A 23,606-nucleotide genomic window follows, 5' to 3' on the forward strand; every position below is an offset into this window, starting at 1 on the left:
ATCAGCCCCCGATCAGATCCGAGGTGATCGCCACCGGACGCCCCTCGGCCAGCGAACGGTTCGCAGCTTCAGCCAGAGCCAGCGCATTGACGCCGTCCTGTATCGATGCGGGCACCGGCGCGCCCGCAACCACCGCATCGACAAAGGCCGACCACTCGATCGCATAGGCGCGCATGTAGCGTTCAAGAAAGAAATAGACGGGCTTGGCCGACTGCACCCCGGCGGTGGTCGATTTCACCACGGTGTTTTCAACCTCATTCTCGGCCGCCAGCGTGCCCTCGGAGCCCAGGACCTCCACCCGCTGGTCATAGCCATAGGGCGCGCGGCGCGAGTTGCGGATGGTGGCGATGCGCCCGTCCGCATAGGTCAGCACCACAACGGCGGTGTCGACATCGCCTGCCGCGCCGATCTCCGGATCGACAAGGCACGACCCATGCGCCATCACGCTCACCGGCATCCCAAACAGGAATGAACACATGTCGAAATCATGGATCATCATGTCCCGGTACAGGCCGCCAGAGACCTTGATATAGCTCACCGGCGGCGGCGCGGGGTCATAGGAGGTCACCGCCAGCATCTCGCCCTTGCCGACCTCGCCCGCGTCCAGCGCCGCCTTGACGGCGGCAAAGTTCGGGTCAAAGCGGCGGTTGAAGCCCATCATCATCGGCTTGTCGTGGCTGGCGGCAATCTGGCGGACCTGAAGCGCGCGCTCCAGCGACAGATCAATGGGCTTTTCGCAAAAGATCGCTTTGCCCGCCTTCACGCCCGCCTCGATCAGGTCGGAATGCGTGTTGGTCGAGGAGGCAATCAGGATCGCGTCAATGCTTGTATCGGCAAAGATCTCTTCCGGTGTGCGCACCGCAATGCCATGCTCCTGTGCAAGCGCCTCGGCGGCCTCGGTCATGACGTCAGTGACCGCAACCAGTTCTGAGCGCGGATCCATCTTGATCGAGGCGGCATGGACCTTGCCGATGCGGCCCGCGCCAAACAATGCGACTTTCATAGGCGTATTCCTTTTGTGCTGGCGTCACAGGGTGACGCGGCGGCCCTCACGAGCCGAAGTGTCGATAGCGTGAATGACGCGCTCAAACTCCAGCGCGTCGGTGAAATTGGGAAAGCTCTCCTCGCCCGCCGCAATGGCACGCAGGAACCCCGCGACCTCGATGGTTTTCAAATCGCCAAAGCCCAGCTGATGCCCCGGTGCCGGGCAGAACGCCCCATAGGGTGCATGCTCCGGCCCCGTCAGAATGGTGCGGAACCCTTGCTGCGCGCGCGGGCCTTCGTTGACGTAGAGATTCAGTTCATTCAGCCGCTCTTGACTGAAGGTAATCATACCCTTGGTGCCATGTACCTCCCAGTCGAGCTTGTTCTTGCGTCCCCAGGCCGAACGCGAGGTGCACAGCGTGCCCTGCGCCCCGTTGCGATAGCGGATGATGGCCGAGGCGGTGTCCTCGTTCTCCACCGCCGCGCGGCCGCTTCCATCGGGCAGGGGGCGGGTTTCATGGATGATCTGTGTATCGGCAATCAGGCTCTCGATCTCGCCCATCAGCACATGCGACATGGACACAAGATGACAGCCCAGATCGCCCAGCGTACCAAGCCCCGCATCCGCGCGGGTGGCGCGCCAGGTCCACGGCAGGTCCGGGTCGGCCTGATAATCCTCGTCCACCCAGCCGCGGAAATGCACGGGCTTTCCGATCACCCCTTCGGCGATCAATGCGCGGGCATGGGTGACGGCGGGATTGTGGATGTAGTTATACCCCACCTTTGTGCGCACCCCAGCGGCGCGCGCCGCGGCTTCCATCTCCTGTGCATCCTCCAGCGTCAGCGCCAGTGGCTTTTCGCAATGCACATGTTTTCCGGCTGCAATCGCCGCCAGCGCCATCTCCTTATGCAGCGCATTGGGTGTGGTGATGGAGACAATATCGACCTCCGGACTGGCGATCAGGGCGCGCCAATCATCGGTGGCGGCGGCAAACCCGAACTGAGCCGCCAGGTCGCGCGCCTTCTGCGCAGGCGTGTCGCACAATTGCGCCAGACGCACCGGCGCCAGATCCCCAAATACCGCCGCGGCAGAGCCATAGGCCAGCGCATGCGCCTTGCCCATGAAGCCGGTTCCGATCAAACCAAGACCTAGAGTCACAAAAACCTCCCTTATGGAATTTTCATTCCAATTTCGGTGATGAGCGATTACAGTGACCCTGTCAAGAGAGAGGACATTGAATGCGCGAGAACGAAGCTGTCGCCACGCCGCCCGCCAATATCAGCGAAACCATCGAGCGGCTGGACCGGATGATGGATGAGCTGCCGAAACGGTTGAAGCAATGCGCGTCGTTCACCCGTCGACATCTGCATCTTGTGGCGGTCTCCACCGTCTCTGACATGGCGGAGGCATCGGGCGTCGCGCCCTCTGCCTATATCCGGTTCTGCCAGGCCATCGGCTTTAGCGGCTATTCCGAGATGCAGGGGCTGTTTCGGGTGCAGTACACGTCCTTTCGTCCCGACTATGAACAGCGTCTCGCTCAGGTGCGCCCCGACGTGGCGCAGGGCAGTGGGCAGCTGTTGGGCGAATTTGCTGAGGCGGGGCATAAGTCATTGCTGTCTCTCGGCAATTCCGTTGCCAATGAGGGGCTTAACAGTGTTGCGGGTGGGTTGGCCAAGGGGCGAATTTTGCATCTTCTGGGCATGCGGCGCGCCTTTGCCGTGGTCAGCAATATGTCCTATCTGCTGGGCAAGATGGATGTGCCTGCCTTGTTGCATTCCGATGTTGGTCAGCTCGACAATACCCCTCTGATGACGCCCGATGATGCGCTGTTTGCGGTGACCTTTGCGCCCTTCTCCGAGGATGTGATCCAACAGGCCAGAGAGGCCGCCGAGCGTGGCGTACCGGTCTACGGGCTGAGCGACTCCGAGAAATGCCCGCTGTTCGAATTCGCCCGCGAGGTGCTCATCGTGCACGAACACGAGGTGGCGGGGTTCCGGGCGCTCAATGCCTCCATCTCGCTGACCACGACGCTTGCGGTTCTGGTCGGATCGCAGCGACACGAAACTTGACAGGTCTGCCTCAAAACGGAATAAATGTTCCATAAACGCGATTCGACATCGTTTTGCGTTGACCGGTGGGAGGCCGGTCGCACCGAAGCCCCTCCGGCGCAACCGCGCATCGAGGGGCCTGCAATCCGGGAAACCGGGCTTTGTCTAAGGGAGGACAAATTGAAAAAAATCTTGAAAACCGCAGCTGTTGTCGCCGGGATGGCCGTCGCAGCCCCCGCCATGGCGCAGGACATCATCGTCGTCGCCCACGGTCAGGCCAATGATCCGTTCTGGTCCGTGGTGAAGAACGGCGTGGAAAAGGCCGCAGCGGACTCCGGTGCCAATGTCGATTTCCGCTCGCCCGAGACCTTTGACATGGTGCAGATGAGCCAGCTGATCGACGCCGCCGTCAATCAGGAACCCGACGGGCTGGTGGTTTCCATCCCCGATGCCGACGCGCTGTCGCCCTCGATCCGCCGCGCGGTCGAGGCTGGCATCCCGGTGATCTCGATGAACTCCGGCTCTGACGTCTCCAAGGATCTCGGCGCGCTGCTGCACGTAGGTCAGGACGAATACACCGCAGGCAAGGCCGCCGGTGAAAAGCTCGCCTCCATGGGCGGCACGACCGGCATCTGCGTCAACCAGGAAGTCGGCAACGTGGCGCTCGACCTGCGCTGTCAGGGCTTTTCTGACGGGTTCGGCGGCTCTGTCGAGGTGATCCCGACCCAGAACGACCCGGCCGAAGTCGAAGCCAAGGTCAAGGCGGCGCTGGAATCCAACCCCGACATCGACACCGTGATGGGCCTTGGCGCCTCACTGGTGGGTGAGCCGGCGATCCGCGCTGTCGCTGCCGTTGGCCGCACCGGCGAAGTCAACGTCGCCACCTTCGACCTGTCGGCCAGCTTCCTTGAAAGCGTTGCCGAGGGGGAGGCCGCCTTTGCCATCGACCAGCAGCAATTCCTGCAAGGCTACCTGCCGGTGTCCTTCCTGGCGCTGAACGCAAAATTCGGCCTGATCCCCGGCGGCAACGTGCCCTCCGGCCCCAACCTGATCACTCAGGACAAAGCTGCCCAGGTGGTCGAGCTGAGTGCTGAAGGCATCCGCTAAGCCACGCACTTAAAAAGCTAAATCGCATTTGGGGCCGTGGTGCAAACGCCGCGCCACGGCCCTTCTTTGTCCCCAAGGGAGGATCACGCCATGGCCGACACGGCCCAAACCGTCACCGACGAACGCCTGAAACAAGAAGGCTTTGGCGCGCGGCTGATGAAGCGCCCGGAGCTTGGGGCCATCGCCGGTGTCATTCTTGTCACCACATTCTTTTTGATCACTGCCGACAGCACCATGTTCACGCTCTCGGGCATCATGAACTTCATGACCCCCGCGGCGCAGCTCGGCATCCTCGCCATCGGCGCGGCGATGCTGATGATTGGCGGTGAATTTGACCTCTCCATCGGCTCCATGGTGGCCTTTGCGGGTCTGATCTTTGGCGCCTGCGTCGTGACCCTTGGCCTGCCCCTGATCCTCGCGATCCCGCTGACATTGGCGGTGGCGGCTGGGCTTGGCGCGGTGAATGGCGTGATCGTTCTAAAAACCGGACTGCCGTCCTTTATCGTCACACTGGCCTTCCTGTTCATCCTGCGCGGCGCGTCGCTGGTGGGGCTGAAACTGGCCTCTGGCGGCTCCACCCAGCTGCGTGGCGTGCGCGATGCAGTTGAGGGCGACTGGCTTGCGCCCATGTTCTCTGGCGATGCATTCGGCCCGATCTTTGCCTGGCTTGCCCAGATCGGCCTGATCGACACCTTCAAGAACGGCACCCCCAAAGTGCCCGGCATCCCGGTTGAAATCCTCTGGTTCATCGCGCTGGCGCTGGTGGCGACCTATGTGCTGCTGCGCACCCCGCAGGGCAACTGGATCTTTGCCTCTGGCGGCGATCGCAACGCGGCCTCCAACTCCGGTGTGCCGGTGCGCAAGGTGAAGATCTCGCTCTTTATGGTGACGGCGCTCTGCGGCGCGCTGGTTGCGATCATCACCGTAATGGATGCAGGCTCAACCGACGCCCGCCGCGGTTTCATGAAAGAGTTCGAGGCCATCATCGCCGCAGTGATCGGCGGCTGCCTGCTGACCGGCGGCTACGGCTCCGCCATCGGCGCATTCTTTGGCGCGATCATCTTTGGCATGGTCACCATCGGCCTCACTTATACGGACTTCGATCAGGACTGGTTCCAGATCTTCCTCGGCGGCATGCTGCTGATCGCGGTTCTGTTCAACAACTACATCCGCAAGCGCGTGACGGGGGAACGCTGAGATGACCCAGCAGATGACCGAAGACACGAGTTTCCACCACGGCAGCCCGCAGGATGCGGCCAAGCCGATCATCGAAATGCAGAACATCGAGAAGCACTTCGGCAATATCATCGCGCTTGCCGGTGTCAGCTTTGATGTGAAACCGGGCGAATGCCACTGTCTGCTTGGCGACAATGGCGCGGGTAAATCCACCTTTATCAAGACCATGTCGGGCGTGCACAAACCCACCAAGGGCGCGATCACCATCGACGGGCAACCGATGAATTTCGACAGCCCCCGCGATGCGATGGAAGCCGGGATTGCCACGGTGTTTCAGGATCTTGCGATGATCCCGCTGATGAGTGTGACGCGCAATTTCTTCATGGGACGAGAGCCGCTCAAAGGTTCCAAACCCTTCCGCCGCATGGACATCGAGATGATGAACCAGACCACCGTGGAGGAGATGCGCAAGATGGGCATCAACCTGCGCGGCCCCGATCAGGCGGTCGGCACGCTCTCGGGCGGCGAACGCCAGACGGTGGCGATTGCGCGCGCGGTCTATTTCGGCGCGCGGGTGCTGATCCTGGACGAACCCACCTCGGCGCTTGGCGTGCGGCAGACCTCGAATGTGCTGGCGACCATTGACCGGGTGCGCAAACAAGGCGTCGGCGTGGTGTTCATCAGTCACAACGTGCGCCATGCGCTGGCCGTGGGCGACCGGTTCACCGTGCTCAATCGCGGCAAGACGCTGGGCACCGCACAGCGCGGCCAGATCACACCGGAGGAGCTGCAGGATCTGATGGCGGGTGGTCAGGAAATGGCCCAGCTCGAAGGCTCGCTCGGGGGCACTGTGTAATGACCAAAGATCTGGACCTCATCACCATCGGGCGCGCGTCCGTTGACCTTTACGGCGCGCAGGTCGGTGGCCGTCTGGAGGACATGCGCAGTTTCGAGAAATACGTCGGTGGCTCCCCCACCAATATGGCGACGGGCACCGCGCGTCTGGGCTTGCGTTCGGCGCTGCTGACCAAGGTTGGCGACGAGCATATGGGCCGTTTCCTGCGCGAGGAACTGGAGAAGGAGGGCGTCGACGTCACCGGCGTCCTCACCGACCCGGAGCGGTTGACCGCGCTGGTGCTGCTGGGCATTCGCGATGAGGACCAGTTCCCGCTGATCTTCTACCGCGAAAACTGCGCCGATATGGCGCTAAGCGCACAGGACGTGGACGAAGGCTTCATTGCCCGTGCCCGCGCCGTGGTCGCCACCGGCACCCATCTGTCGAACCCGCAGACCGAGGCGGCAGTGTTGAAAGCGCTGGACTTCGCGCGCAAACACGGCGCGCAGACCGCGCTGGACATTGATTTCCGCCCCAACCTCTGGGGGCTATCCGGCCATGGCGACGGCGAAAACCGCTTTATTGCCTCAGCAGCGGTGACGGAAAAACTGCAATCCACCCTGCATCTGTTTGACCTGATCGTCGGCACCGAAGAGGAATTCCACATCGCAGGCGGCACCACCGACACCGTCGCGGCACTGCGCGCCGTGCGCGCGGTTTCGGGCGCGACGCTGGTATGTAAACGCGGCGCCGATGGCGCGGTGGCCTTCACCGGCGCGATCCCGGACAGGTTGGACGACGGCCAAAGCGGCCCTGGTTTTCCCATCGAGGTCTTTAATGTGCTCGGCGCGGGCGATGGCTTCATGTCCGGTCTTCTGAAGGGTTGGCTTGATGGCGAAGACTGGCCCACCTCGCTCAAATACGCCAATGCCTGCGGGGCCTTTGCCGTCAGCCGTCATGGCTGCACCCCGGCCTATCCCAGCTGGGAAGAGCTGCAATTCTTCCTCCAGCGCGGCGTGGTGGAGAAAGCCCTGCGCAACGACACCGCGCTGGAGCAGATACACTGGTCCACCACCCGCAAGCGTGACTGGGACGATCTGAGGGTCTTTGCCTTTGATCACCGCATGCAGATGGAAGAGATGGACGGCGCCACGCCCGAGCGCATCGGCGCGTTCAAGGAGCTTTGCCTCAGGGCGGCGCTCATGCAGGCCGCTGGCCGCCCCGGTCACGGCATCCTCTGCGATGGCCGCCTTGGCGCGCGCGCGCTCTATGCCGCAGCGGGTCAGGGTCTGTGGATCGGCCGCCCGGTGGAATGGCCCGGCTCTCGCCCCTTGCGGCTGGAACCTCAGGTGGGCGAGGATGCGGGCGGGCTGAAGGAATGGCCCGGCGAACATGTGGTCAAATGCCTGTGCTTCCCGCATCCCGACGATGATGACGCGATGTGGGCCGACCAGATCGCCACCATCACCCGCGTGTTCCAGTCCTGCCGCCGCAACGGGCTTGAATTCCTGCTGGAGGTGATCCCCTCCAAGGTCGGCCCCTTTGACGATAAAACCACGCCAGATGTCATCCAGCGCGTGTACGATGCGGGCATCTACCCCGATTGGTGGAAGCTCGAACCCTTCCGCTCCGAGGCCGCATGGGCCGCAAGCTGCGATGCGATCGAGCGCAACGACAAACGCACCCGTGGTATCGTGGTGCTGGGTCTGGACGCCCCGGAGGACGAGCTGCGCGAGAGCTTTGCCCTCGCCGTGCGCTTCCCGCTGGTCAAAGGATTTGCTGTGGGGCGGACGATCTTTGGCGATGTGGCCCGCGACTGGTTTGCAGGCCGCATTGACGATGACAGCGCCGTGGCGCGCATGACAGAGAATTACGCCCGGCTTTGCGATGTCTGGGCGCAGGCACGCGCACGCACAATGGAGGCGGCACAATGAGCACGATCCGGCTAACCGCAGCGCAGGCGATGGTGAAATATATCGCCGCACAACTGAACGAGGAGGGCGAACCCTTCCTCGCCGGGATCTGGGCGATCTTTGGTCACGGAAATGTGGCCGGTCTGGGCGAGGCGCTGCATGGCGCGCGCGAAGAATTCCGCACCTATCGCGGCCACAATGAGCAGACCATGGCCCATGCGGCGATTGCCTATGCCAAGCAGTCCGCGCGCAAGCGGGCGATGGCGGTCACCTCCTCCATCGGCCCCGGTGCCACCAATATGGTGACGGCGGCGGCGCTGGCGCATGTGAACCGGCTGCCGCTGTTGCTGATCCCCGGCGATGTCTTTGCCAACCGAGGCCCCGACCCGGTGTTGCAGCAGATCGAGGATTTCGGCGATGGCACCACCAGCGCCAATGACTGTTTCAAACCGGTCACGCGCTATTTCGACCGCATTATGCGCCCCGAGCAGCTGCTGACCGCCCTGCCGCGCGCCTTTCGCACCATGACCGACCCGGCAGACTGCGGCCCGGTCTGCCTGTCGTTCTGTCAGGACGTGCAGGCCGAGGCCTATGACTGGCCCGAGGCCTTCTTTGCGCCGCGCATTTGGCAAACCCGCCGTCCCCGCTCTGATGAGGGCGAGCTGGCGCGGGTGGCCGACCTGCTGAAAGCCGCAAAATCGCCGGTGATCGTGGCCGGGGGTGGCGTGCATTACGCGGACGCCTGCGCCGCGCTGCAACGCTTTGCCGAGGCACATCAAATCCCGGTTGTCGAAAGCCAGGCCGGCAAATCCGCCCTCGCGTGGGATCATCCACTGAACCTTGGCCCCGTCGGCGTGACCGGTGCGGGCTCCGCCAACGAGGTCTGCGCCGGGGCCGATCTGGTTCTGGGAGTTGGCACAAGGTTTCAGGATTTCACCACCGGCTCGTGGAACCTGTTCCAAAACCCGGGTCGCACGCTCGTCTCCCTCAATGTTGCCGCCTATGACGCAATGAAACATGGCGCAGAGCCGCTCTGCTGCGATGCCCGCGTCGGGCTGGAGCTGCTGGGCGCGGCGCTTGGCGATCTGCAATTCGCCGCCCCCTCCGCCGCCCTCAAGGACGCGTGGTTCAGCGCCGTTGACCCGCTCACCGCCGCCCCGCGCGAGGACATCCAACTGCCGAGTGACCAGCAGGTGATCGGCGCGGTGCAACGGGCCTCTGGTCCCGACACGGTGGTGATGTGCGCGGCGGGCACCATGCCGGGCGAGCTGCACAAACTCTGGAAAGCCCCACGCCCCGGTGCCTATCACATGGAATACGGCTATTCCTGCATGGGGTATGAGATCGCCGGCGCCATGGGCATCAAGATGGCGCAGCCAGACCGCGATGTGGTCTGCATGATCGGCGACGGCAGCTATATGATGGCCAACTCGGAACTGGCGACGGCGGCGATGCTGGGCATCGACATGACCGTGGTGATCACCGACAATCGCGGCTACGGCTGCATCAACCGGCTGCAAATGGGCACCGGCGGGGCAGAGTTTAACAACCTCCTCGACCACTCCCATCACGTGACGCCGTCCAACATCGACTTTGCCGCCCATGCCGCGTCCATGGGCGCGGCCGCCGTACATGTCAGCAGCATCGCAGAGCTGGAAGAGGCCCTGAGCCGCGCCAAAGCCGCCAAAGGACCGTTTGTGGTGGTGATCGACACCGACCCCTACCCCTCGACCCCCGATGGCGGCCATTGGTGGGACGTGGCAGTGCCCGAAGTGTCCGAGCGGGCCGAGGTGCGCGCCAAACGCGCCGAATATGAAAAACAGATCAAGGCCCGCGCGCTCAACTGACGCCCGTGGCCTGCCTTTCCGGGGTGCGTCCTCCCGCGCGTCGGAAAGGCCCCAATTTTGGATCAGGCGCGAACATGCGCCCTCAACGAAAGACACCGCCCATGAGCGTCAAGATCGGCATCTCCCCCATCGCATGGCAGAACGACGACCTGCCCGACCTCACCGCCGCCTACACGATGGAACAGGCCCTGAGCGAAGCGCGCGAGATCGGCTATACCGGGGTCGAACGTGGCCGCCGCATGCCCCAGGACACCGAAGGGCTGCGCAAGTATCTGAACGAATACGACATTTCGCTTTGTGGTGGCTGGTGCTCGGGCAACCTATTGGTGAATGACGTCGAGACCGAAAAAGCCGCCATCGCAGAGCAGGTCGAGCAATTCGCCGCTTTGGGCGCGCCCTGTCTGGTCTATGCGGAATGCTCCAACACCGTGCAGGGCGACCGCACGACCCCGGTGAACAACCGCCCCAAGCTTGCGCGGGACGACGTCCGCGCCTATGGCGCAAAACTCTCTGAACTGGCCAAGTGGATGACCGACAAGGGCCTGCCTCTGGCCTATCACCACCACATGGGGGCCTTCATCGAGGATCAGGAGGATATCGACTGGCTGATGGAGGCCAGCAGCCCCGAGGTGACGCTGCTTTATGACACCGGCCATTTGGTCTTTGGCGGCGGCGATCTGCTGGGCACGCTCGAAAAATGGGGCGAGCGCATCCACCACGTCCACTACAAGGATCTGCGCGCCAGTATCGCCGCACAGGCCCGCGCCGAGAACTGGTCCTTTCTGGATGCGGTCATCGCCGGGGCCTTTACCGTGCCAGGAGATGCCGAAGGGTCCATCGATTTTGCCGCCGTGACCGAGCGTCTGGCCAAAATGGGTTATCAGGGCTGGATCGTGGTCGAGGCCGAGCAAGACCCCGCCAAGGTCGCGCCCTATGCGGCGTCAAAACTGGGCTATCAGACCATTCGCGACCTCTGCGCGCGCTATGGGCTAGAGGTTGCGGGTTAATCCCCGCGCCCCAACAACAGGAGGCAAGACCCATGAGCGATCTGCTGCAAAAACCCTTTGGCACCCATGGCGAGGTGCACCGCATCACCCCCGAAAGTGCAGGCTGGCGCTACGTGGGCTTTGCCCTGCACCGCCTGCGCGCGGGCGAGAGGGTGGCGGACGTCACCGGCGACCGCGAGGTGATCCTCGTGATGGTGGAAGGCAAAGCCAACCTGACCGGCGCAGGCCAGGACTGGGGCGAACTGGGCGAACGCATGTCGGTGTTTGAGAAAACCCCGCCCCATTGCCTGTATCTGCCCAATGGCAGCGACTGGAGCGCCGAGGCCACCACCGATTGCACCATCGCGGTCTGCTCCGCACCGGGCAAGGGCGGCCATGCGGCACGCCGGATCGGCCCCGAGGGCATCACCCTCACCGAGCGCGGCAAGGGCACCAATACCCGCTACATCAACAATATCGCGATGGAGAATGAGGACTATTGCGACAGCCTGCTGGTCACCGAGGTCTTCACCCCCGCCGGCCATTGGTCGTCCTTCCCCAGCCACCGCCACGACGAGGATGATTTCCCCCGGATCACCTATCTGGAGGAGACCTATTATCACCGCCTGAACCCGGCAAGCGGCTTTGGCGTCCAGCGCGTCTATACCGATGACGGCCAGCTGGATGAGACCATGGCGGTCGCGGATGGCGATGTGGTCTTGGTGCCGCGCGGTCACCACCCCTGCGGCGCGCCATATGGGTTTGAGATGTATTACCTCAACGTCATGGCGGGCCCCTTGCGCAAATGGCGCTTTGTCGCCGCACCAGAGGTCGAGTGGATCATGGAGCGCGACGCCTGATCCCGGCACCGCCCGGGGGTGACCTGCTCCGGGCGGTGCGTGTTCCGCCCTTCTCAGAGGCGGGCCAGTACGCCTTTTTCCGGCTTCCCGGTGGGGGTGCGCGGCATCTCCTCCAGCGGCACAAATTCACAGGGCACCATGAATTTTGCCATGCGGCCCGCGCAATGGCGGCGCAGCGCCTCCAGATCCAGGCTGTGGCCGTCCTTCGCGGTGACAAAGGCCTTGATGTCCTCTTCTCCCATCGCGCCGGGCACGGCGATCACCGCACAATCCTGCACCGATGGGTGGCTGAGGATGCCTTCTTCGACCTCGTAGCCGGACACCATTTCGCCCCGGACCCGGATGCGCTCGCTGACGCGATGCAGGAAATAGAACCGACCTTGGTCATCCATGCGGCCGATGTCGCCGGTCTGGAACCAGAGGTTGCGGCGACTGTCGAGCGTGCGCTCCGGCATGCCGAAATACCCGTCTGCCATCACGCCGGGCTCCTTGGGGCGGACCGCCACGTGACCGGGGCTGCCCGCCGGCAGGCGTTCGCCGTGATCGTCCTGGATCTCCACCTCGAAATGCGGCAGCACCACCCCGCCCGGGTGGTCCCATTGCGGCACCACCACCCAGCCCGCATCGGTAGAGCCATAGCCGCCGCCGGGGATCAGATGGGTGTTGAAACGGGCATCAAACGCCGCCTTGGGCACCGGCGCGGGCGTCGCCCAGCAGCGGCTGATCCGGTGGGTTTTTTCCAGCTCTGACGGCGGGTTGGCCCACAACAGCTGCTGCACCGATCCCAGCATCATGAACCAGGTGGCGCCGTATTCGTTCACGTCCGTCCAGAAGGTCGACAGGCTGAACCGGTCCCGCAGGATCACATGCCCGCCGGTCATCAGGGTGGTCAGAATATCGTAATAGGCCGCCCCGATGTGGGACAGCGGATAGGGCGCGTAGACACAATCCGCCTCCGTGACCCGGAAGGGGGCGATCATGTTCTCGGCGGTGCGCACCGCATAGCGATGCGACAGCATGCAGCCCTTGGAGGTCCCGGTGGTGCCGGAGGTGAACAGGATGGTGGCGGTGTCGGTGTCGCGGGCGGCGGCGGTGATATGAGAGGTCTCCTGCGACAACAGGCTGGCAAAGGCCCGCACCTCCAGCTGCGGAAACAGGCGCCGGGCGTCCTCCGCGCCATCCATCATCACCAGGCAACGCAGATGCGGCAGCTGATCCCGGATCTGGTCGAGCGCCTCCAGATGGGCGGCGGAGGTGAACAGCACCGGTGCGCCGGTCTGGCTGATCATGCGCGCCAGCGGTTCGGCACGCATGGCCCGGTTGACCGATACCTCGATCACGTCGATCTTCTTCAGCGCATAGGTGAGCGCCAGATATTCGATGCTGTTTTCCAGCAGGATCGCGCCATGACCGAGCTGCGCGCCAAACTGCGCCAGCAGACCATGGGCGATGCGATTGGTCAGACGTTCAAACGCCGCATAGGTGATGCTGCGCCCGGTCTCGGCCTGAGTCACAAACGGACGATCCGCAAACATCGCGGCGCGTTCGGTCAACAGGTCTCCCAGAGTGGTTCTGAGGGTCATGGCGGGGGTCCTCCTCGTGCAATCCTGTCCGCTGCCGGATCATTAGAACCGGAGGCGGGGACCCAAGAAGGGGGCGTTTTCTAATGCTATGATGAGCCGCGCCTAATGCTGTTCCGGCGCGGGCGGCGGCTCGGTTCTGCTCTGGTGGAACAGGCCAGGCTGCGCGGCGGGTCAGGCTGCGCGGCGGCTCAGGCGGCGCCGGAGGCCGGAGGGCGCGCCACCTCGCGCAGCCATTCAATCAGCGCGGTGACCTCCGGTCGCTGGTGGTTCTGCCCCGCCGGCAGCACCAGATAATGCCCCTGCCGCGCAGGCAGCCTCTGCTCCGTGGCCTGCACCAGCGTGCCGCGGTCCAGATAGGGCTGGACAAAGACATCGGCAATCAGCGCCGCGCCCAGGTTCTGCGCCGCCAGTTCCAGGGCGATCAGCGACTGGTCGACCCGGTAGGCGGGGGCGGGCACCGGGCAATCGGGGGCGTGCAGGGCAAAGAAATGGTGCCAGGTGTCAATCACCCCTGTCACTTCGATCAGCGGGCCCTGCGCCAGGCTTTGCAGGCTGCCATCCCCGCGTTGCTCCGGCGTGCAGACCGCGATGATCTCGTTGTGCATCAGCGGGATCACCTCCCCGTCCGACCAGCTGCCATCCCCATAGCGAATGTCGATGTCGATATCCTCGCCGCTGGCCAGTTCCGCCCAATAGGCCGACAGGACCCGCAGGCGGCTGTTGGGGTGCTGCGCGCGATAGTGCGCCAGCCGGGGCACCAGCCACAACAGGTTCAGCGAACTCAGGCAGCGCAGGGTCACCTCCCGCTCCGCGCCCATGCCGAACAGGTTCGACGTGGTGGCCTCGAGATCGCCAAAGGCTTTGCTCACCACGGGCAGATAGGCCTGACCCAGGCGGGTCAGATACAGGGATTTGCGCTCTCGTCTGAACAGCATGTGGCCCAGATGCGCCTCCAGCCCGCGCACCTGATAGCTGACGGCGGAGGGGGTCAGGCCCAGCTCTTCGGCGGCCAGTGTGAACGTCCCGAGCCGCGCACTTGCATCAAAGGCGCGCAACCAGGGCAGGGGGGGCAATTCCTTGTACATGGCGGGACCATAGCAGGTCTGCGAATTTTTTTAAGGATATGACGAATATTTTTTCGTTTTGGATTTTGACGGGTGGTTTGTAACGGTGCTGTGACGCGACATCGAGCAGGCACCAGACCGTGAAAACCTACGACTACATCATCATCGGCGCGGGATCGGCGGGCTGTGTGCTTGCAGAACGCCTGAGCGCCTCCGGACGTCACAGCGTATTGGTGCTGGAGGCGGGCGGGCGTGGCCGCACCCCCTGGATTGCGCTGCCGCTGGGCTATGGCAAGACCTTCTTCAATCCGGCGGTCAACTGGAAGTACGAAACCGATCCCGAGGACAGCCTGGGCGGACGCCGGGGCTACTGGCCGCGCGGCAAGGTCGTCGGCGGATCCGGCGCCATCAACGCATTGGTCTACGCCCGTGGCCTGCCGCGTGATTTTGACGATTGGGAGGCCGCCGGCGCCACCGGCTGGAACTGGCAGGCGGCCCGCAGCACCTATGAGCAGATGGAGACCCGTGTCAGCGCCTGCGGGGCGCGACAGGGGCAGGGGCCACTGCATGTGCAGGATGTCTCGGATCAGATCCACCCGGCGACGCGGCATTTCTTCCACGCGGCAGAGGAGTTGCGCCTGCCGCGCACCGCCGACATCAACGGCGACAGCAATGAAGGGGCGGCGACCTATCGCATCAACACCAGCGGCGGACGGCGGATGCATTCGGCCCGCGCCTATCTTGGCCCGGCGCTGAAGCGGGAGAATGTCACGCTGATGACCGGCGCTCTGGTGGAACGGATCGGGTTTGACGGCCGGCGCGCAACCTCGGTCGAGATCCGCCACAAGGGGCGCTGCCAGAGCCTGCACGCCGGACGTGAGATCATCCTGTCCGCTGGGGCGGTGACCTCGCCACGGGTGCTGCAACTCTCCGGCATCGGCCCGGCGTCGGAGCTGCGCGCCCATGGGATCACGCCGCTGCTGGATGCGCCGCATGTGGGCGGCAATCTTCAGGACCACCTCGGCGTCAACTACTACTTCCGCGCCACCGAGCCGACGTTGAACAACCAGCTGCGCCCGCTGCACGGCAAGATCCGCGCGGCGCTGCAATATGCGCTGACCCGGCGCGGGCCGCTGTCGCTGTCGGTCAACCAGTGCGGCGGCTATTTCCGGTCCGGCGCCAGCCTGAGTGCGCCGGATCAGCAGCTCTATTTCAACCCGGTGACCTATACGACAACGCCAAACGGCACGCGCACCGTGGTGCAGCCGGATCCCTTTGCGGGCTTTATCATCGGGTTTCAGCCCACCCGCCCCACCAGCCGCGGGCGGATCGACATCAGCGCCAACGACCCGCAGGCGCCGCCGCGCATCCGCCCCAACTCGCTGGCGACCGAGGAAGATCGCGCGCAGGTCATCGCGGGCGGGTTGCTGTGCCAGCGCCTGGCCCGGACCACCGCCATCACGCGCCTGATCGAAGGCCCGATGGAGCCGGACCTGCGCGGCCTGACGCCGGAACAGATCCTGGCCGATTTCCGGGCGCGGTGCGGCACCGTGTTCCACCCGGTCGGCACCTGCCGCATGGGGACGGAGGCGGCGCAATCCGTGGTCTGCCCCCGGCTCAAGGTGCACGGCGTGGCGGGCTTGCGGGTGGTGGATGCGTCGGTCTTTCCCAATATCACCTCGGGCAACACCAATGCGCCGACCATGATGCTGGCCCACCGGGCCGCCGACCTTATTCTGGAGGATGCATGAGCACGCCTTATTCCACATCCGGCGCGGTGCCGGTGACCTTTGCGCGCGGCGACGCCGACACCGGCCCGCGCATCACCCGGATCGAGACCTTCTGCGCGCCGCTGATCGGCTTTGTCCGTGTCACCGCCGAGGATGGCACCCAGGGCTGGGGGCAGGTCTCGACCTACAACAGCGACCTGACCTGCGAGATCCTGCACCGCCAGGTGGCCCCCTGGGCGCTCGGCCGGGGCATGGATGCGCTGGAGGCGGTGATCGCCGAGATCCCGCTGCGCGAACATAAATTCCCCGGCACCTACCTGCGCCGGGCGATGGCGGGGCTGGATACGGCGGTCTGGGACTGGCGCGGCAAGGCGCAGGGCAAACCGGTGGCGGAGCTTTTGGGCGGATCGAGCGGTCCGGTGCGGGCCTATGCCTCCTCGATGCGGCGCGACATCACCCCCGAGGCGGAGGCTGAACGCATGCAGCGGCTGCGCGATGCATACGGGTTTGATGCCTTCAAGGTCCGGGTCGGCGCCGAATGCGGGCAGGACCGGGATGAATGGGAGGGCCGCACCGAGGCGATCATCCCCGCCCTGCGCCAGGCCATGGGACCGGAGGCCGCGCTTCTGGTCGATGGCAATTCCGGCTTCAGCCCCGCCCGCGCGATCGAGGTCGGGCGCATGCTGGAGGCCAACGGCTATGAGCATTTCGAGGAACCCTGCCCCTATTGGGAGCAGGAGCAGACGCAGGAGGTCACCCGCGCTCTGAGCATCGATGTGGCGGGCGGAGAGCAGGACTGCGATCTCCAGCACTGGAAACGCATGATCGAGAACCGCGTGGTCGACATCATCCAGCCGGATATCCTCTATCTTGGCGGCATGGTGCGCAGCATGGATGTGGCGCGCATGGGCCACGCGGCGGGGCTGCCCTGCACGCCGCATGCGGCCAACCTGTCGCTGGTGACGCTCTTCACCATGCATCTTTTGCGCGCGGTGCCCAATCCGGGCCGCTATCTGGAATTCTCCATCGAGGGGGACGACTACTACCCCTGGCAACGCGAGCTGTTCGTGACTGATCCCTATCAGATCTCCGACGGTCAGGCGCAGGTCTCCGATGCCCCCGGCTGGGGGGTGGAGATCTGTCCCGAGTGGCTCGCCAAATCCACCTACACATGCAGCGAGGACGGCCAATGACTGCCGATCACCTGATTTCGACCTATTTTGCCACCGGCACCCTGCCGGACCTGCCCCGCGATCACTTCATCGACGGGCAATTCGTGTCCCCCGCAGGCGGGGCCCGGATGCAAAGCTACGACCCCGGGCGCGCGGTGCCCTTTGGCGATTTTGCCGCGGGCACGGCGGCGGATGTGGACCACGCGGTGCGCAGCGCCACCCGAGGCTTTGCGATCTGGCGCGAGACACCGCCGGCGCAGCGCTGCGCCATCCTGATGGAGGTGGCGCGGCTGATACGGGCGGAGGCGGACCGGCTGGCGGTTGTCGAGAGCCTCGACAGCGGCAAGACGCTGGCCGAGGCGCAGGGCGACATCGCGGGCTCTGCCCGGTTGTTCGAATATTACGCCGGTGCCGCGGACAAGCTCGACGGGCGCAGCGTCAATCTGGGCAATGACAATGCTGCCTTCACCCTGCGCGAACCGGTGGGGGTCACCGCCCATATCGTGCCGTGGAACTATCCGACCTCGACCCTGGTGCGGGGCATTGCCCCGGCGCTGGCGGCGGGATGCTCGGCGGTGGTGAAACCGGCAGAGACCACGCCCTATACGGCGCTGATGATTGCCGAACTGCTGATCCGCGCCGGGGTTCCGGCGGGGGTGGTGAATGTGGTGACGGGCACGGGCCAGGAGGCCGGCGCGCCGCTGGTCCAGGATCCGCGCGTGCGCCACGTGACCTTTACCGGCTCGGTGGCAACCGGCGTCGGCGTGATGCAGGCGGTGGCGCCGAATGTCACCGGCCTGACGCTGGAGCTGGGCGGAAAATCCCCGCTGGTGGCCTGCGCCGATGCCGACCCCGAGGCGGTGGCCGAGGGCGCACTCTGGGCGATCTTCTCCAATGCGGGCCAGATCTGTTCTGCGGGTTCGCGTCTGGTGATCCACCGCGACCTGCACGCGCCGGTGCTGGAGCGGCTGGTCGCCAAGGCGCAGGCGCTGCGGTTCGGGCATGGGCTGCGCAACGCCGACATGGGGGCGGTGAACTCGGACCGCCACCTGGCCGCCATCACCGCCCATCTCGACAGTGCCCGCGCCCGCGGGGCAGAGATCCTCTGCGGTGGCAACCCCGCCTGCGATCCCGACACCGGCACCGGCTGGTTCTTTGAACCGACGATCCTGGACCGGCTGCCGGCGGAGGATCCGGCGATCCAGCAGGAGATCTTTGGGCCGGTGCTTGGCGTGCAGGTCTTTGAGGATGAGGATCAGGCGATCGCGCTGGCCAATGGCACCGATTTTGCCCTGGCCGCCGGGATCTACACCCGGGACATTTCAACCGCGCTGCGCCTGTCACGCCGGATTGACGCCGGTCAGGTTACGGTCAATGACTATTGGGCCGGCGGCATCGAACTGCCCTTTGGCGGCAACCGTAAATCGGGTTTTGGCCGGGAAAAGGGTCTCGAAGGTCTCGATGCCTATACCCGGGCAAAGGCGATCACGCTGTCGGTCTAGCGCGCCGGAGCACAGATACCCGCCCGGAGGGTCCGGGCGGTGTCGGTCAGGGGCGGGGGCCGGGGCACATGCGTGTTTCGGCCCGATCCACTGACAGAGGGCCCGATGGAAGAGGGGATGCCGCATGTGGAGCCAAGTGCCGCCCTTGCAAAGCCTGAAGCTGTTTGATGCGGTCGCCCGCAGTCGGAGCATGACCCATGCCGCAGCCGAGGCGGGCATCTCGCAGTCTGCCGTCAGCCAGTCGATCCGGCAGCTGGAGGACTTCGTGCAGGTGCCGCTGCTGGATCGCTCCTGCCGCCCGATGCAACTGACCGAGGAAGGCGCGTTGCTGCACCGGGCCTGTTTCGACACGCTGGGACGGCTGGCCGAGGTGGTCGAAGAACTGCGCCGCGCCGGGCAGGGCACCGATACCGTCACCCTGTCCTGCAATCTCGGGTTTGCCACCTATTGGCTGATGCCGCGCCTGAACGCCTTCAGTGTCGCCCATCCCGAGATCACGGTGAATGTGATGGCCACGTTTCAGGGCGCGCCGGGGGTGCAGCCGGGGACGGATGTGGCGATCCGCTACGGCGATGGCGGCTGGACTCAGGACGGCTGGGTCCTGTTGTTTCGCGAAACCATCGCGCCGGTCTGCGCGCCGCGCTACCTGGAGTGCGCCGGGGCCTTCTCCGGCCCCGAGGCGCTGGCGCGGCAGCGGTTGATCCATGTCTCGGGAACCGGCCCGGACTGGCCCGGCTGGGAGAGTTACTTCCGGCAGCTGGGCCATGCAAAGCCCGCCCTGCAATGCCGGCTGCGCTTCAGCAACTACGTGCAGGCGGTCCAGACCGCATTGACCGGCGAGGGGGTCATGCTGGGCTGGCGTTCGGTGGCCGGGGATCTGCTGCGCACCGGGCAGCTCTGTGTCGCCGGGAGCAGACCCCTGCCGCAGGCCAGCGGCTATCACCTGCGCGCGGCCCCCGGCAGCGACCGGCGGGAGGCGGTGCAGGTCTTCCTTGACTGGCTGCGGACACAGGCAGCGGAAACCCCCGATCTGATCTAGGGGCGCATATCCAGCCTGGGCGCACCCCCGGCGTAGTCGCTCGGGGCGCGGGACAGCGGTCAGAGGTTGGGACGGATGAAACCGTTGATGGGGTAGACGCTGCCAAAGGCTCCGGGATTGCTCTCCAGCCGCACCTTGGACCAGTCGTTGTTTTCCGACACATCGACAACCGCCATGCCCAGCGACACCTTATTGCGGTGCCAATTGGCGTGATCCACCCGCAGCATCCGCTCGTTCACCAGTTCGGACACCACCGCCACATGGCCCAGCGGCATCGACCGGGTGGCGCTGAATGCCATGACCGCGCCGACGCTGGGGGAGCTGCCGACGTCAAACGCGCTCTGTGCCTGTCCCCACCAGGTGCGGGCATTGCCGCGGATCTCGACACCGGAGAGATTGCGCGCAAAGGGCACGCACCAGACCCGTGCCCCTCGGGCGCGCAGGGATTCCGCTTCGCGCATGGCAAAGTCGCGCCGCAGCGGGTCGATCTGGCTACCGCTGTCCGGCCGCGTTCCGCAGGCGGTCACAGCCAGCGTCGCAACAAGCAAAAGCACACTCAAACAGGGGTTCAGGCGGGGCGCGCCAGCGTAGCGTTTCAACAATGTCCCAAGGATCTTTTTTCGGTTTCGTGATTGCGCGAAACATTCTGTCAGAAATCCGTGTCTGCCAACCCTGCGGTGCCGGGCAGGCAAAAAACCGCCTAGGTTCCGGGGTCTGGAGGCTTTGCCGCGCCGCCCCCGGGCGCGCATCGCGCGATATTGCCTGTTTTCCACGGGCCGGACACCGGGTCCGGCGGCGCCGGATAGGATGCATTTGCGCTTTGCGGCAGCTTGCGAGGGGGAGGCAATCTGCATACATAGGTATACCAAGCGACTTGATTCGGCGCGCGTCCCTGGCGGCGCGCGTCGTCGTTCAAGCCAGTTCGGATACCAAACGCAGCGAGATAGACATGAGCTTGTACACTGACTACCTGGATGAGATCGGCACCCGCAAGGCGCAGGGCCTGAGCCCGAAGCCGATTGACGATGGCGCGCTGGTGGAGGAGCTGATCTCGCAGATCAAGGAGCCGGGGCATGCGCATCGCGCCGACTCCCTGCATTTCTTCATCTACAACACCCTGCCCGGTACAACCAGCGCTGCGGGTGTGAAGGCGCGGTTCCTGAAGGAGATCATCCTGGGTCAGGCCGAAGTGGCGGAAATCACGCCGGATTTCGCGTTTGAGCTGCTCTCGCACATGAAGGGCGGCCCCTCGGTCGAGGTGCTGCTTGATCTGGCGCTGGGCGAGGATGCGGCGATCGCCGAACAGGCGGCAGAGGTGCTGAAAACCCAGGTGTTCCTCTACGAAGCGGACACCGCCCGGATCGAAGCTGCCTACAAGGCCGGCAATCCGATCGCCCGCGACCTCTTGGAAAGCTACCTCAAGGCGGAGTTCTTCACCAAGCTTCCCGACATCGACGAGGAGATCAAGGTCGTCACCTATATCGCTGCCGAGGGCGATATCTCCACCGACCTGCTGTCGCCGGGCAATCAGGCGCACTCGCGGTCGGACCGGGAACTGCACGGCAAATGCATGATTTCCGAAGCGGCGCAGAAGGAAATCGAGGCGCTCAAACTCCAGCACCCCGACAAGCGGGTCATGCTGATCGCCGAAAAGGGCACCATGGGCGTCGGCTCCTCGCGGATGTCCGGTGTGAACAACGTGGCGCTCTGGACCGGCAAACAGGCCAGCCCCTATGTGCCCTTCGTCAACTACGCCCCGATCGTGGCGGGCACCAACGGCATCTCGCCGATCTTTCTGACCACCGTGGGTGTGACCGGCGGTATCGGCCTCGACCTGAAGAACTGGGTCAAGAAGGTCGACAGCGACGGCAAGCCGATCCTGAACAACGACGGCAACCCGATCCTCGAACAGAAATACTCGGTCGAGACCGGCACCGTGCTGCGGATCAACACCAAGACCAAGACCCTGCTGAGCGAAGAGGGCGAGGAACTGGTCGATGTCTCCTCTGCCTTCACGCCGCAGAAGACCGAGTTCATGAAGGCCGGCAGCTCCTACGCGATCGTGTTTGGCAAGATGTTGCAGGCCTTTGCGGCCGAAACGCTGGGGGTCGAGGCACCGGCGGTCTTTGCCGCCTCGCAGGAGATCTCCCACGAGGGTCAGGGCCTGACTGCGGTCGAGAAGATCTTCAACGCCAATGCGCGCGGCTCCACCCCGGGCAAAAAGCTGCACGCCGGCTCCGATGTGCGGGTCCGCGTGAACATCGTCGGCAGCCAGGACACCACCGGGCTGATGACCAGCCAGGAGTTGGAGGCGATGGCGGCCACGGTTCTGTCGCCCTCGGTCGACGGTGCCTATCAGTCGGGTTGTCACACCGCATCGGTCTGGGATGCCAAGGCCCAGGCCAACACGCCGCGTCTGATGGCCTTCATGCACAAGTTCGGTCTCATCACCGCGCGCGATCCGAAGGGCGAATACCACGCCATGACGGATGTGATCCACAAGGTGCTCAACGACATCACGGTGGATGACTGGGCGATCATCATCGGCGGCGACAGCCACACGCGGATGTCCAAGGGCGTGGCGTTTGGCGCCGACTCCGGCACCGTTGCGCTGGCCCTGGCAACCGGCGAGGCGACCATGCCGATCCCGGAATCCGTCAAGGTCACCTTCAAGGGCAAGATGGCCGACCACATGGATTTCCGCGATGTGGTGCACGCCACCCAGGCGCAGATGTTGCAGCAATGCGGCGACAACGTGTTTCAGGGCCGCATCATCGAGGTCCACATCGGAACGCTGCTGGCCGATCAGGCCTTCACCTTCACCGACTGGACCGCCGAGATGAAGGCCAAGGCCTCGATCTGCATTTCCGAAGACGAGACGCTGATCGAATCCCTCGAAGTGGCCAAGCACCGCATCCAGATCATGATCGACAAGGGCATGGACAATGAGGCCGGGATGCTCCAGGGCCTGATCGACATCGCCGAAACCCGGATCGCCCAGATCAAATCCGGCGAAAAGCCCGCGCTGCGGCCCGATGACAACGCCAAGTATTATGCCGAGGTGGTGGTCGACCTGGACGCGATCAACGAGCCGATGATCGCCGACCCGGACGTGAACAACCCCGATGTGTCCAAGCGCTATACCCATGACACCATCCGTCCGATTTCCTTCTACCAGGCGGAAAAGAAGGTCGATCTCGGCTTTGTGGGCTCCTGCATGGTGCACAAGGGCGACATGAAGATCGTCGCGCAGATGCTGAAGAACATCGAAAAGGCCAACGGCAAGGTCGAGTTCAAGGCACCGCTGGTGGTCGCTGCGCCGACCTACAACATCATCGACGAGATGAAGGAAGAGGGCGACTGGGAGATCCTGCAACGCTACTCCGGCTTTGAATTCGATGACTTCATGCCCAAGAGCAAGGCGCGCACCGAATACGAGAACATCCTCTATCTGGAGCGCCCGGGCTGTAACCTCTGCATGGGCAACCAGGAAAAGGCGGCCAAGGGGGACACCGTGCTGGCGACCTCCACACGCCTGTTCCAGGGCCGGGTCGTGGCCGATTCCGACACCAAGAAGGGCGAGTCGCTGCTGGCCTCGACACCGGTTGTGGTGCTCTCGGCCGTGCTGGGCCGCACCCCGACGCTGGAGGAGTACAAATCCGCCGTCGACGGCATCGACCTGACCAAATTCGCACCGCCGCTGGCAGCGCCAGCCGGGACGAACTCGGTACATTTCTAAGGCGTAGCACCGCAACGGGC

The 23,606-nt window shown here is 64.5% G+C and carries 18 protein-coding genes; 13 read left to right on the forward strand and 5 right to left on the reverse strand.

The window, feature by feature from the left end; translation table 11 throughout:
• Position 1 precedes the first annotated feature (1 nt).
• Both iolG and MHM97_RS00500 read right to left on the reverse strand, forming a co-directional pair.
• Positions 2 to 1,003 carry an inositol 2-dehydrogenase gene (gene iolG, locus MHM97_RS00495; protein ID WP_239318528.1) on the reverse strand — a complete coding sequence of 334 codons (1,002 nt, stop codon included), beginning with the start codon at positions 1,001 to 1,003 and terminating at the stop codon, positions 2 to 4.
• A gap of 24 nt (positions 1,004 to 1,027) precedes the next feature.
• The gene (locus MHM97_RS00500) at positions 1,028 to 2,143 is read right to left on the reverse strand and encodes a Gfo/Idh/MocA family protein (RefSeq protein ID WP_239318530.1); all 1,116 of its coding nucleotides are present in this window, start codon (positions 2,141 to 2,143) and stop codon (positions 1,028 to 1,030) included.
• Positions 2,144 to 2,223: 80 nt separating this feature from the next.
• Between MHM97_RS00500 and MHM97_RS00505 the strand changes: the two genes are divergently transcribed.
• The 8 genes from MHM97_RS00505 to iolB all read left to right on the forward strand — a co-directional run bounded on the left by MHM97_RS00505 (position 2,224) and on the right by iolB (position 11,757).
• On the forward strand, positions 2,224 to 3,054 hold the full coding sequence (locus MHM97_RS00505; RefSeq protein ID WP_239318531.1) for a MurR/RpiR family transcriptional regulator: 831 nt from the start codon (positions 2,224 to 2,226) through the stop codon (positions 3,052 to 3,054).
• 159 nt (positions 3,055 to 3,213) lie between these two features.
• A complete protein-coding gene (locus MHM97_RS00510; protein ID WP_239318532.1) occupies positions 3,214 to 4,140 on the forward strand; it encodes a sugar ABC transporter substrate-binding protein in 927 nt (308 codons plus the stop codon).
• Between the two features lie 90 nt (positions 4,141 to 4,230).
• On the forward strand, positions 4,231 to 5,337 hold the full coding sequence (locus MHM97_RS00515) for an ABC transporter permease (protein ID WP_005650137.1): 1,107 nt from the start codon (positions 4,231 to 4,233) through the stop codon (positions 5,335 to 5,337).
• 13 nt (positions 5,338 to 5,350) lie between these two features.
• Positions 5,351 to 6,172, forward strand: coding sequence for an ATP-binding cassette domain-containing protein (locus MHM97_RS00520; protein ID WP_225263604.1), 822 nt, complete (start codon positions 5,351 to 5,353; stop codon positions 6,170 to 6,172).
• Positions 6,172 to 8,085: a bifunctional 5-dehydro-2-deoxygluconokinase/5-dehydro-2-deoxyphosphogluconate aldolase gene (locus tag MHM97_RS00525; RefSeq protein ID WP_239318533.1), complete on the forward strand. Its 1,914-nt coding sequence runs from the start codon at positions 6,172 to 6,174 to the stop codon at positions 8,083 to 8,085. Before MHM97_RS00520 ends, MHM97_RS00525 begins: the two co-directional genes overlap by 1 nt.
• Positions 8,082 to 9,911, forward strand: coding sequence for a 3D-(3,5/4)-trihydroxycyclohexane-1,2-dione acylhydrolase (decyclizing) (gene iolD / locus MHM97_RS00530; protein WP_239318534.1), 1,830 nt, complete (start codon positions 8,082 to 8,084; stop codon positions 9,909 to 9,911). Before MHM97_RS00525 ends, iolD begins: the two co-directional genes overlap by 4 nt.
• Positions 9,912 to 10,012: 101 nt before the next feature.
• Positions 10,013 to 10,918 (forward strand): myo-inosose-2 dehydratase, encoded by a 906-nt coding sequence (iolE, locus tag MHM97_RS00535; RefSeq protein WP_239318535.1) that lies wholly within the window; start codon positions 10,013 to 10,015, stop codon positions 10,916 to 10,918.
• A gap of 32 nt (positions 10,919 to 10,950) precedes the next feature.
• On the forward strand, positions 10,951 to 11,757 hold the full coding sequence (iolB, locus tag MHM97_RS00540) for a 5-deoxy-glucuronate isomerase (RefSeq protein ID WP_239318536.1): 807 nt from the start codon (positions 10,951 to 10,953) through the stop codon (positions 11,755 to 11,757).
• A gap of 53 nt (positions 11,758 to 11,810) precedes the next feature.
• Here the strand turns inward: iolB and MHM97_RS00545 are convergent, their stop codons facing one another.
• Both MHM97_RS00545 and MHM97_RS00550 read right to left on the reverse strand, forming a co-directional pair.
• Positions 11,811 to 13,340: an AMP-binding protein gene (locus MHM97_RS00545; protein WP_239318537.1), complete on the reverse strand. Its 1,530-nt coding sequence runs from the start codon at positions 13,338 to 13,340 to the stop codon at positions 11,811 to 11,813.
• A 188-nt stretch (positions 13,341 to 13,528) separates the two neighbouring features.
• Positions 13,529 to 14,425 (reverse strand): LysR substrate-binding domain-containing protein, encoded by an 897-nt coding sequence (locus MHM97_RS00550; protein ID WP_239318538.1) that lies wholly within the window; start codon positions 14,423 to 14,425, stop codon positions 13,529 to 13,531.
• Between the two features lie 119 nt (positions 14,426 to 14,544).
• Between MHM97_RS00550 and MHM97_RS00555 the strand changes: the two genes are divergently transcribed.
• From MHM97_RS00555 to MHM97_RS00570, 4 genes are all read left to right on the forward strand, one after another.
• Complete coding sequence (locus MHM97_RS00555) at positions 14,545 to 16,155, forward strand: GMC family oxidoreductase (protein WP_239318539.1); 1,611 nt, start codon at positions 14,545 to 14,547, stop codon at positions 16,153 to 16,155.
• Entirely contained in the window at positions 16,152 to 17,327 is a 1,176-nt protein-coding gene (locus MHM97_RS00560; RefSeq protein ID WP_239318541.1) for a mandelate racemase/muconate lactonizing enzyme family protein, read from the forward strand. The genes MHM97_RS00555 and MHM97_RS00560 overlap by 4 nt, the downstream gene beginning before the upstream one ends.
• Positions 17,324 to 18,808: an aldehyde dehydrogenase family protein gene (locus tag MHM97_RS00565; RefSeq protein WP_239318547.1), complete on the forward strand. Its 1,485-nt coding sequence runs from the start codon at positions 17,324 to 17,326 to the stop codon at positions 18,806 to 18,808. Before MHM97_RS00560 ends, MHM97_RS00565 begins: the two co-directional genes overlap by 4 nt.
• 124 nt (positions 18,809 to 18,932) lie before the next feature.
• Positions 18,933 to 19,847, forward strand: coding sequence for a LysR substrate-binding domain-containing protein (locus MHM97_RS00570; protein WP_239318549.1), 915 nt, complete (start codon positions 18,933 to 18,935; stop codon positions 19,845 to 19,847).
• A gap of 59 nt (positions 19,848 to 19,906) precedes the next feature.
• Here MHM97_RS00570 and MHM97_RS00575 read toward each other — a convergent pair whose 3' ends face one another.
• Entirely contained in the window at positions 19,907 to 20,407 is a 501-nt protein-coding gene (locus MHM97_RS00575) for a CHAP domain-containing protein (protein WP_239318551.1), read from the reverse strand.
• Between the two features lie 389 nt (positions 20,408 to 20,796).
• On the opposite strand from MHM97_RS00575, the gene MHM97_RS00580 reads away from it, so the two are divergent.
• Positions 20,797 to 23,586 (forward strand): bifunctional aconitate hydratase 2/2-methylisocitrate dehydratase, encoded by a 2,790-nt coding sequence (locus MHM97_RS00580; protein WP_239318553.1) that lies wholly within the window; start codon positions 20,797 to 20,799, stop codon positions 23,584 to 23,586.
• Positions 23,587 to 23,606 lie beyond the last annotated feature (20 nt).

The organism is Epibacterium sp. Ofav1-8 (genome assembly GCF_022348185.1).
Lineage (GTDB): Bacteria > Pseudomonadota > Alphaproteobacteria > Rhodobacterales > Rhodobacteraceae > Epibacterium.

Excerpts from the sequence above, each read along its gene's own strand:
- iolG (WP_239318528.1), bottom strand. The coding sequence starts at position 1,003 with ATGAAAGTCGCATTGTTTGGCGCGGGCCGCATCGGCAAGGTCCATGCC.
- MHM97_RS00505 (WP_239318531.1), top strand. The coding sequence starts at position 2,224 with ATGCGCGAGAACGAAGCTGTCGCCACGCCGCCCGCCAATATCAGCGAA.
- MHM97_RS00515 (WP_005650137.1), top strand. The coding sequence starts at position 4,231 with ATGGCCGACACGGCCCAAACCGTCACCGACGAACGCCTGAAACAAGAA.
- MHM97_RS00520 (WP_225263604.1), top strand. The coding sequence starts at position 5,351 with ATGACCGAAGACACGAGTTTCCACCACGGCAGCCCGCAGGATGCGGCC.
- MHM97_RS00525 (WP_239318533.1), top strand. The coding sequence starts at position 6,172 with ATGACCAAAGATCTGGACCTCATCACCATCGGGCGCGCGTCCGTTGAC.
- iolD (WP_239318534.1), top strand. The coding sequence starts at position 8,082 with ATGAGCACGATCCGGCTAACCGCAGCGCAGGCGATGGTGAAATATATC.
- iolE (WP_239318535.1), top strand. The coding sequence starts at position 10,013 with ATGAGCGTCAAGATCGGCATCTCCCCCATCGCATGGCAGAACGACGAC.
- iolB (WP_239318536.1), top strand. The coding sequence starts at position 10,951 with ATGAGCGATCTGCTGCAAAAACCCTTTGGCACCCATGGCGAGGTGCAC.
- MHM97_RS00545 (WP_239318537.1), bottom strand. The coding sequence starts at position 13,340 with ATGACCCTCAGAACCACTCTGGGAGACCTGTTGACCGAACGCGCCGCG.
- MHM97_RS00550 (WP_239318538.1), bottom strand. The coding sequence starts at position 14,425 with ATGTACAAGGAATTGCCCCCCCTGCCCTGGTTGCGCGCCTTTGATGCA.
- MHM97_RS00560 (WP_239318541.1), top strand. The coding sequence starts at position 16,152 with ATGAGCACGCCTTATTCCACATCCGGCGCGGTGCCGGTGACCTTTGCG.
- MHM97_RS00565 (WP_239318547.1), top strand. The coding sequence starts at position 17,324 with ATGACTGCCGATCACCTGATTTCGACCTATTTTGCCACCGGCACCCTG.
- MHM97_RS00570 (WP_239318549.1), top strand. The coding sequence starts at position 18,933 with ATGTGGAGCCAAGTGCCGCCCTTGCAAAGCCTGAAGCTGTTTGATGCG.
- MHM97_RS00580 (WP_239318553.1), top strand. The coding sequence starts at position 20,797 with ATGAGCTTGTACACTGACTACCTGGATGAGATCGGCACCCGCAAGGCG.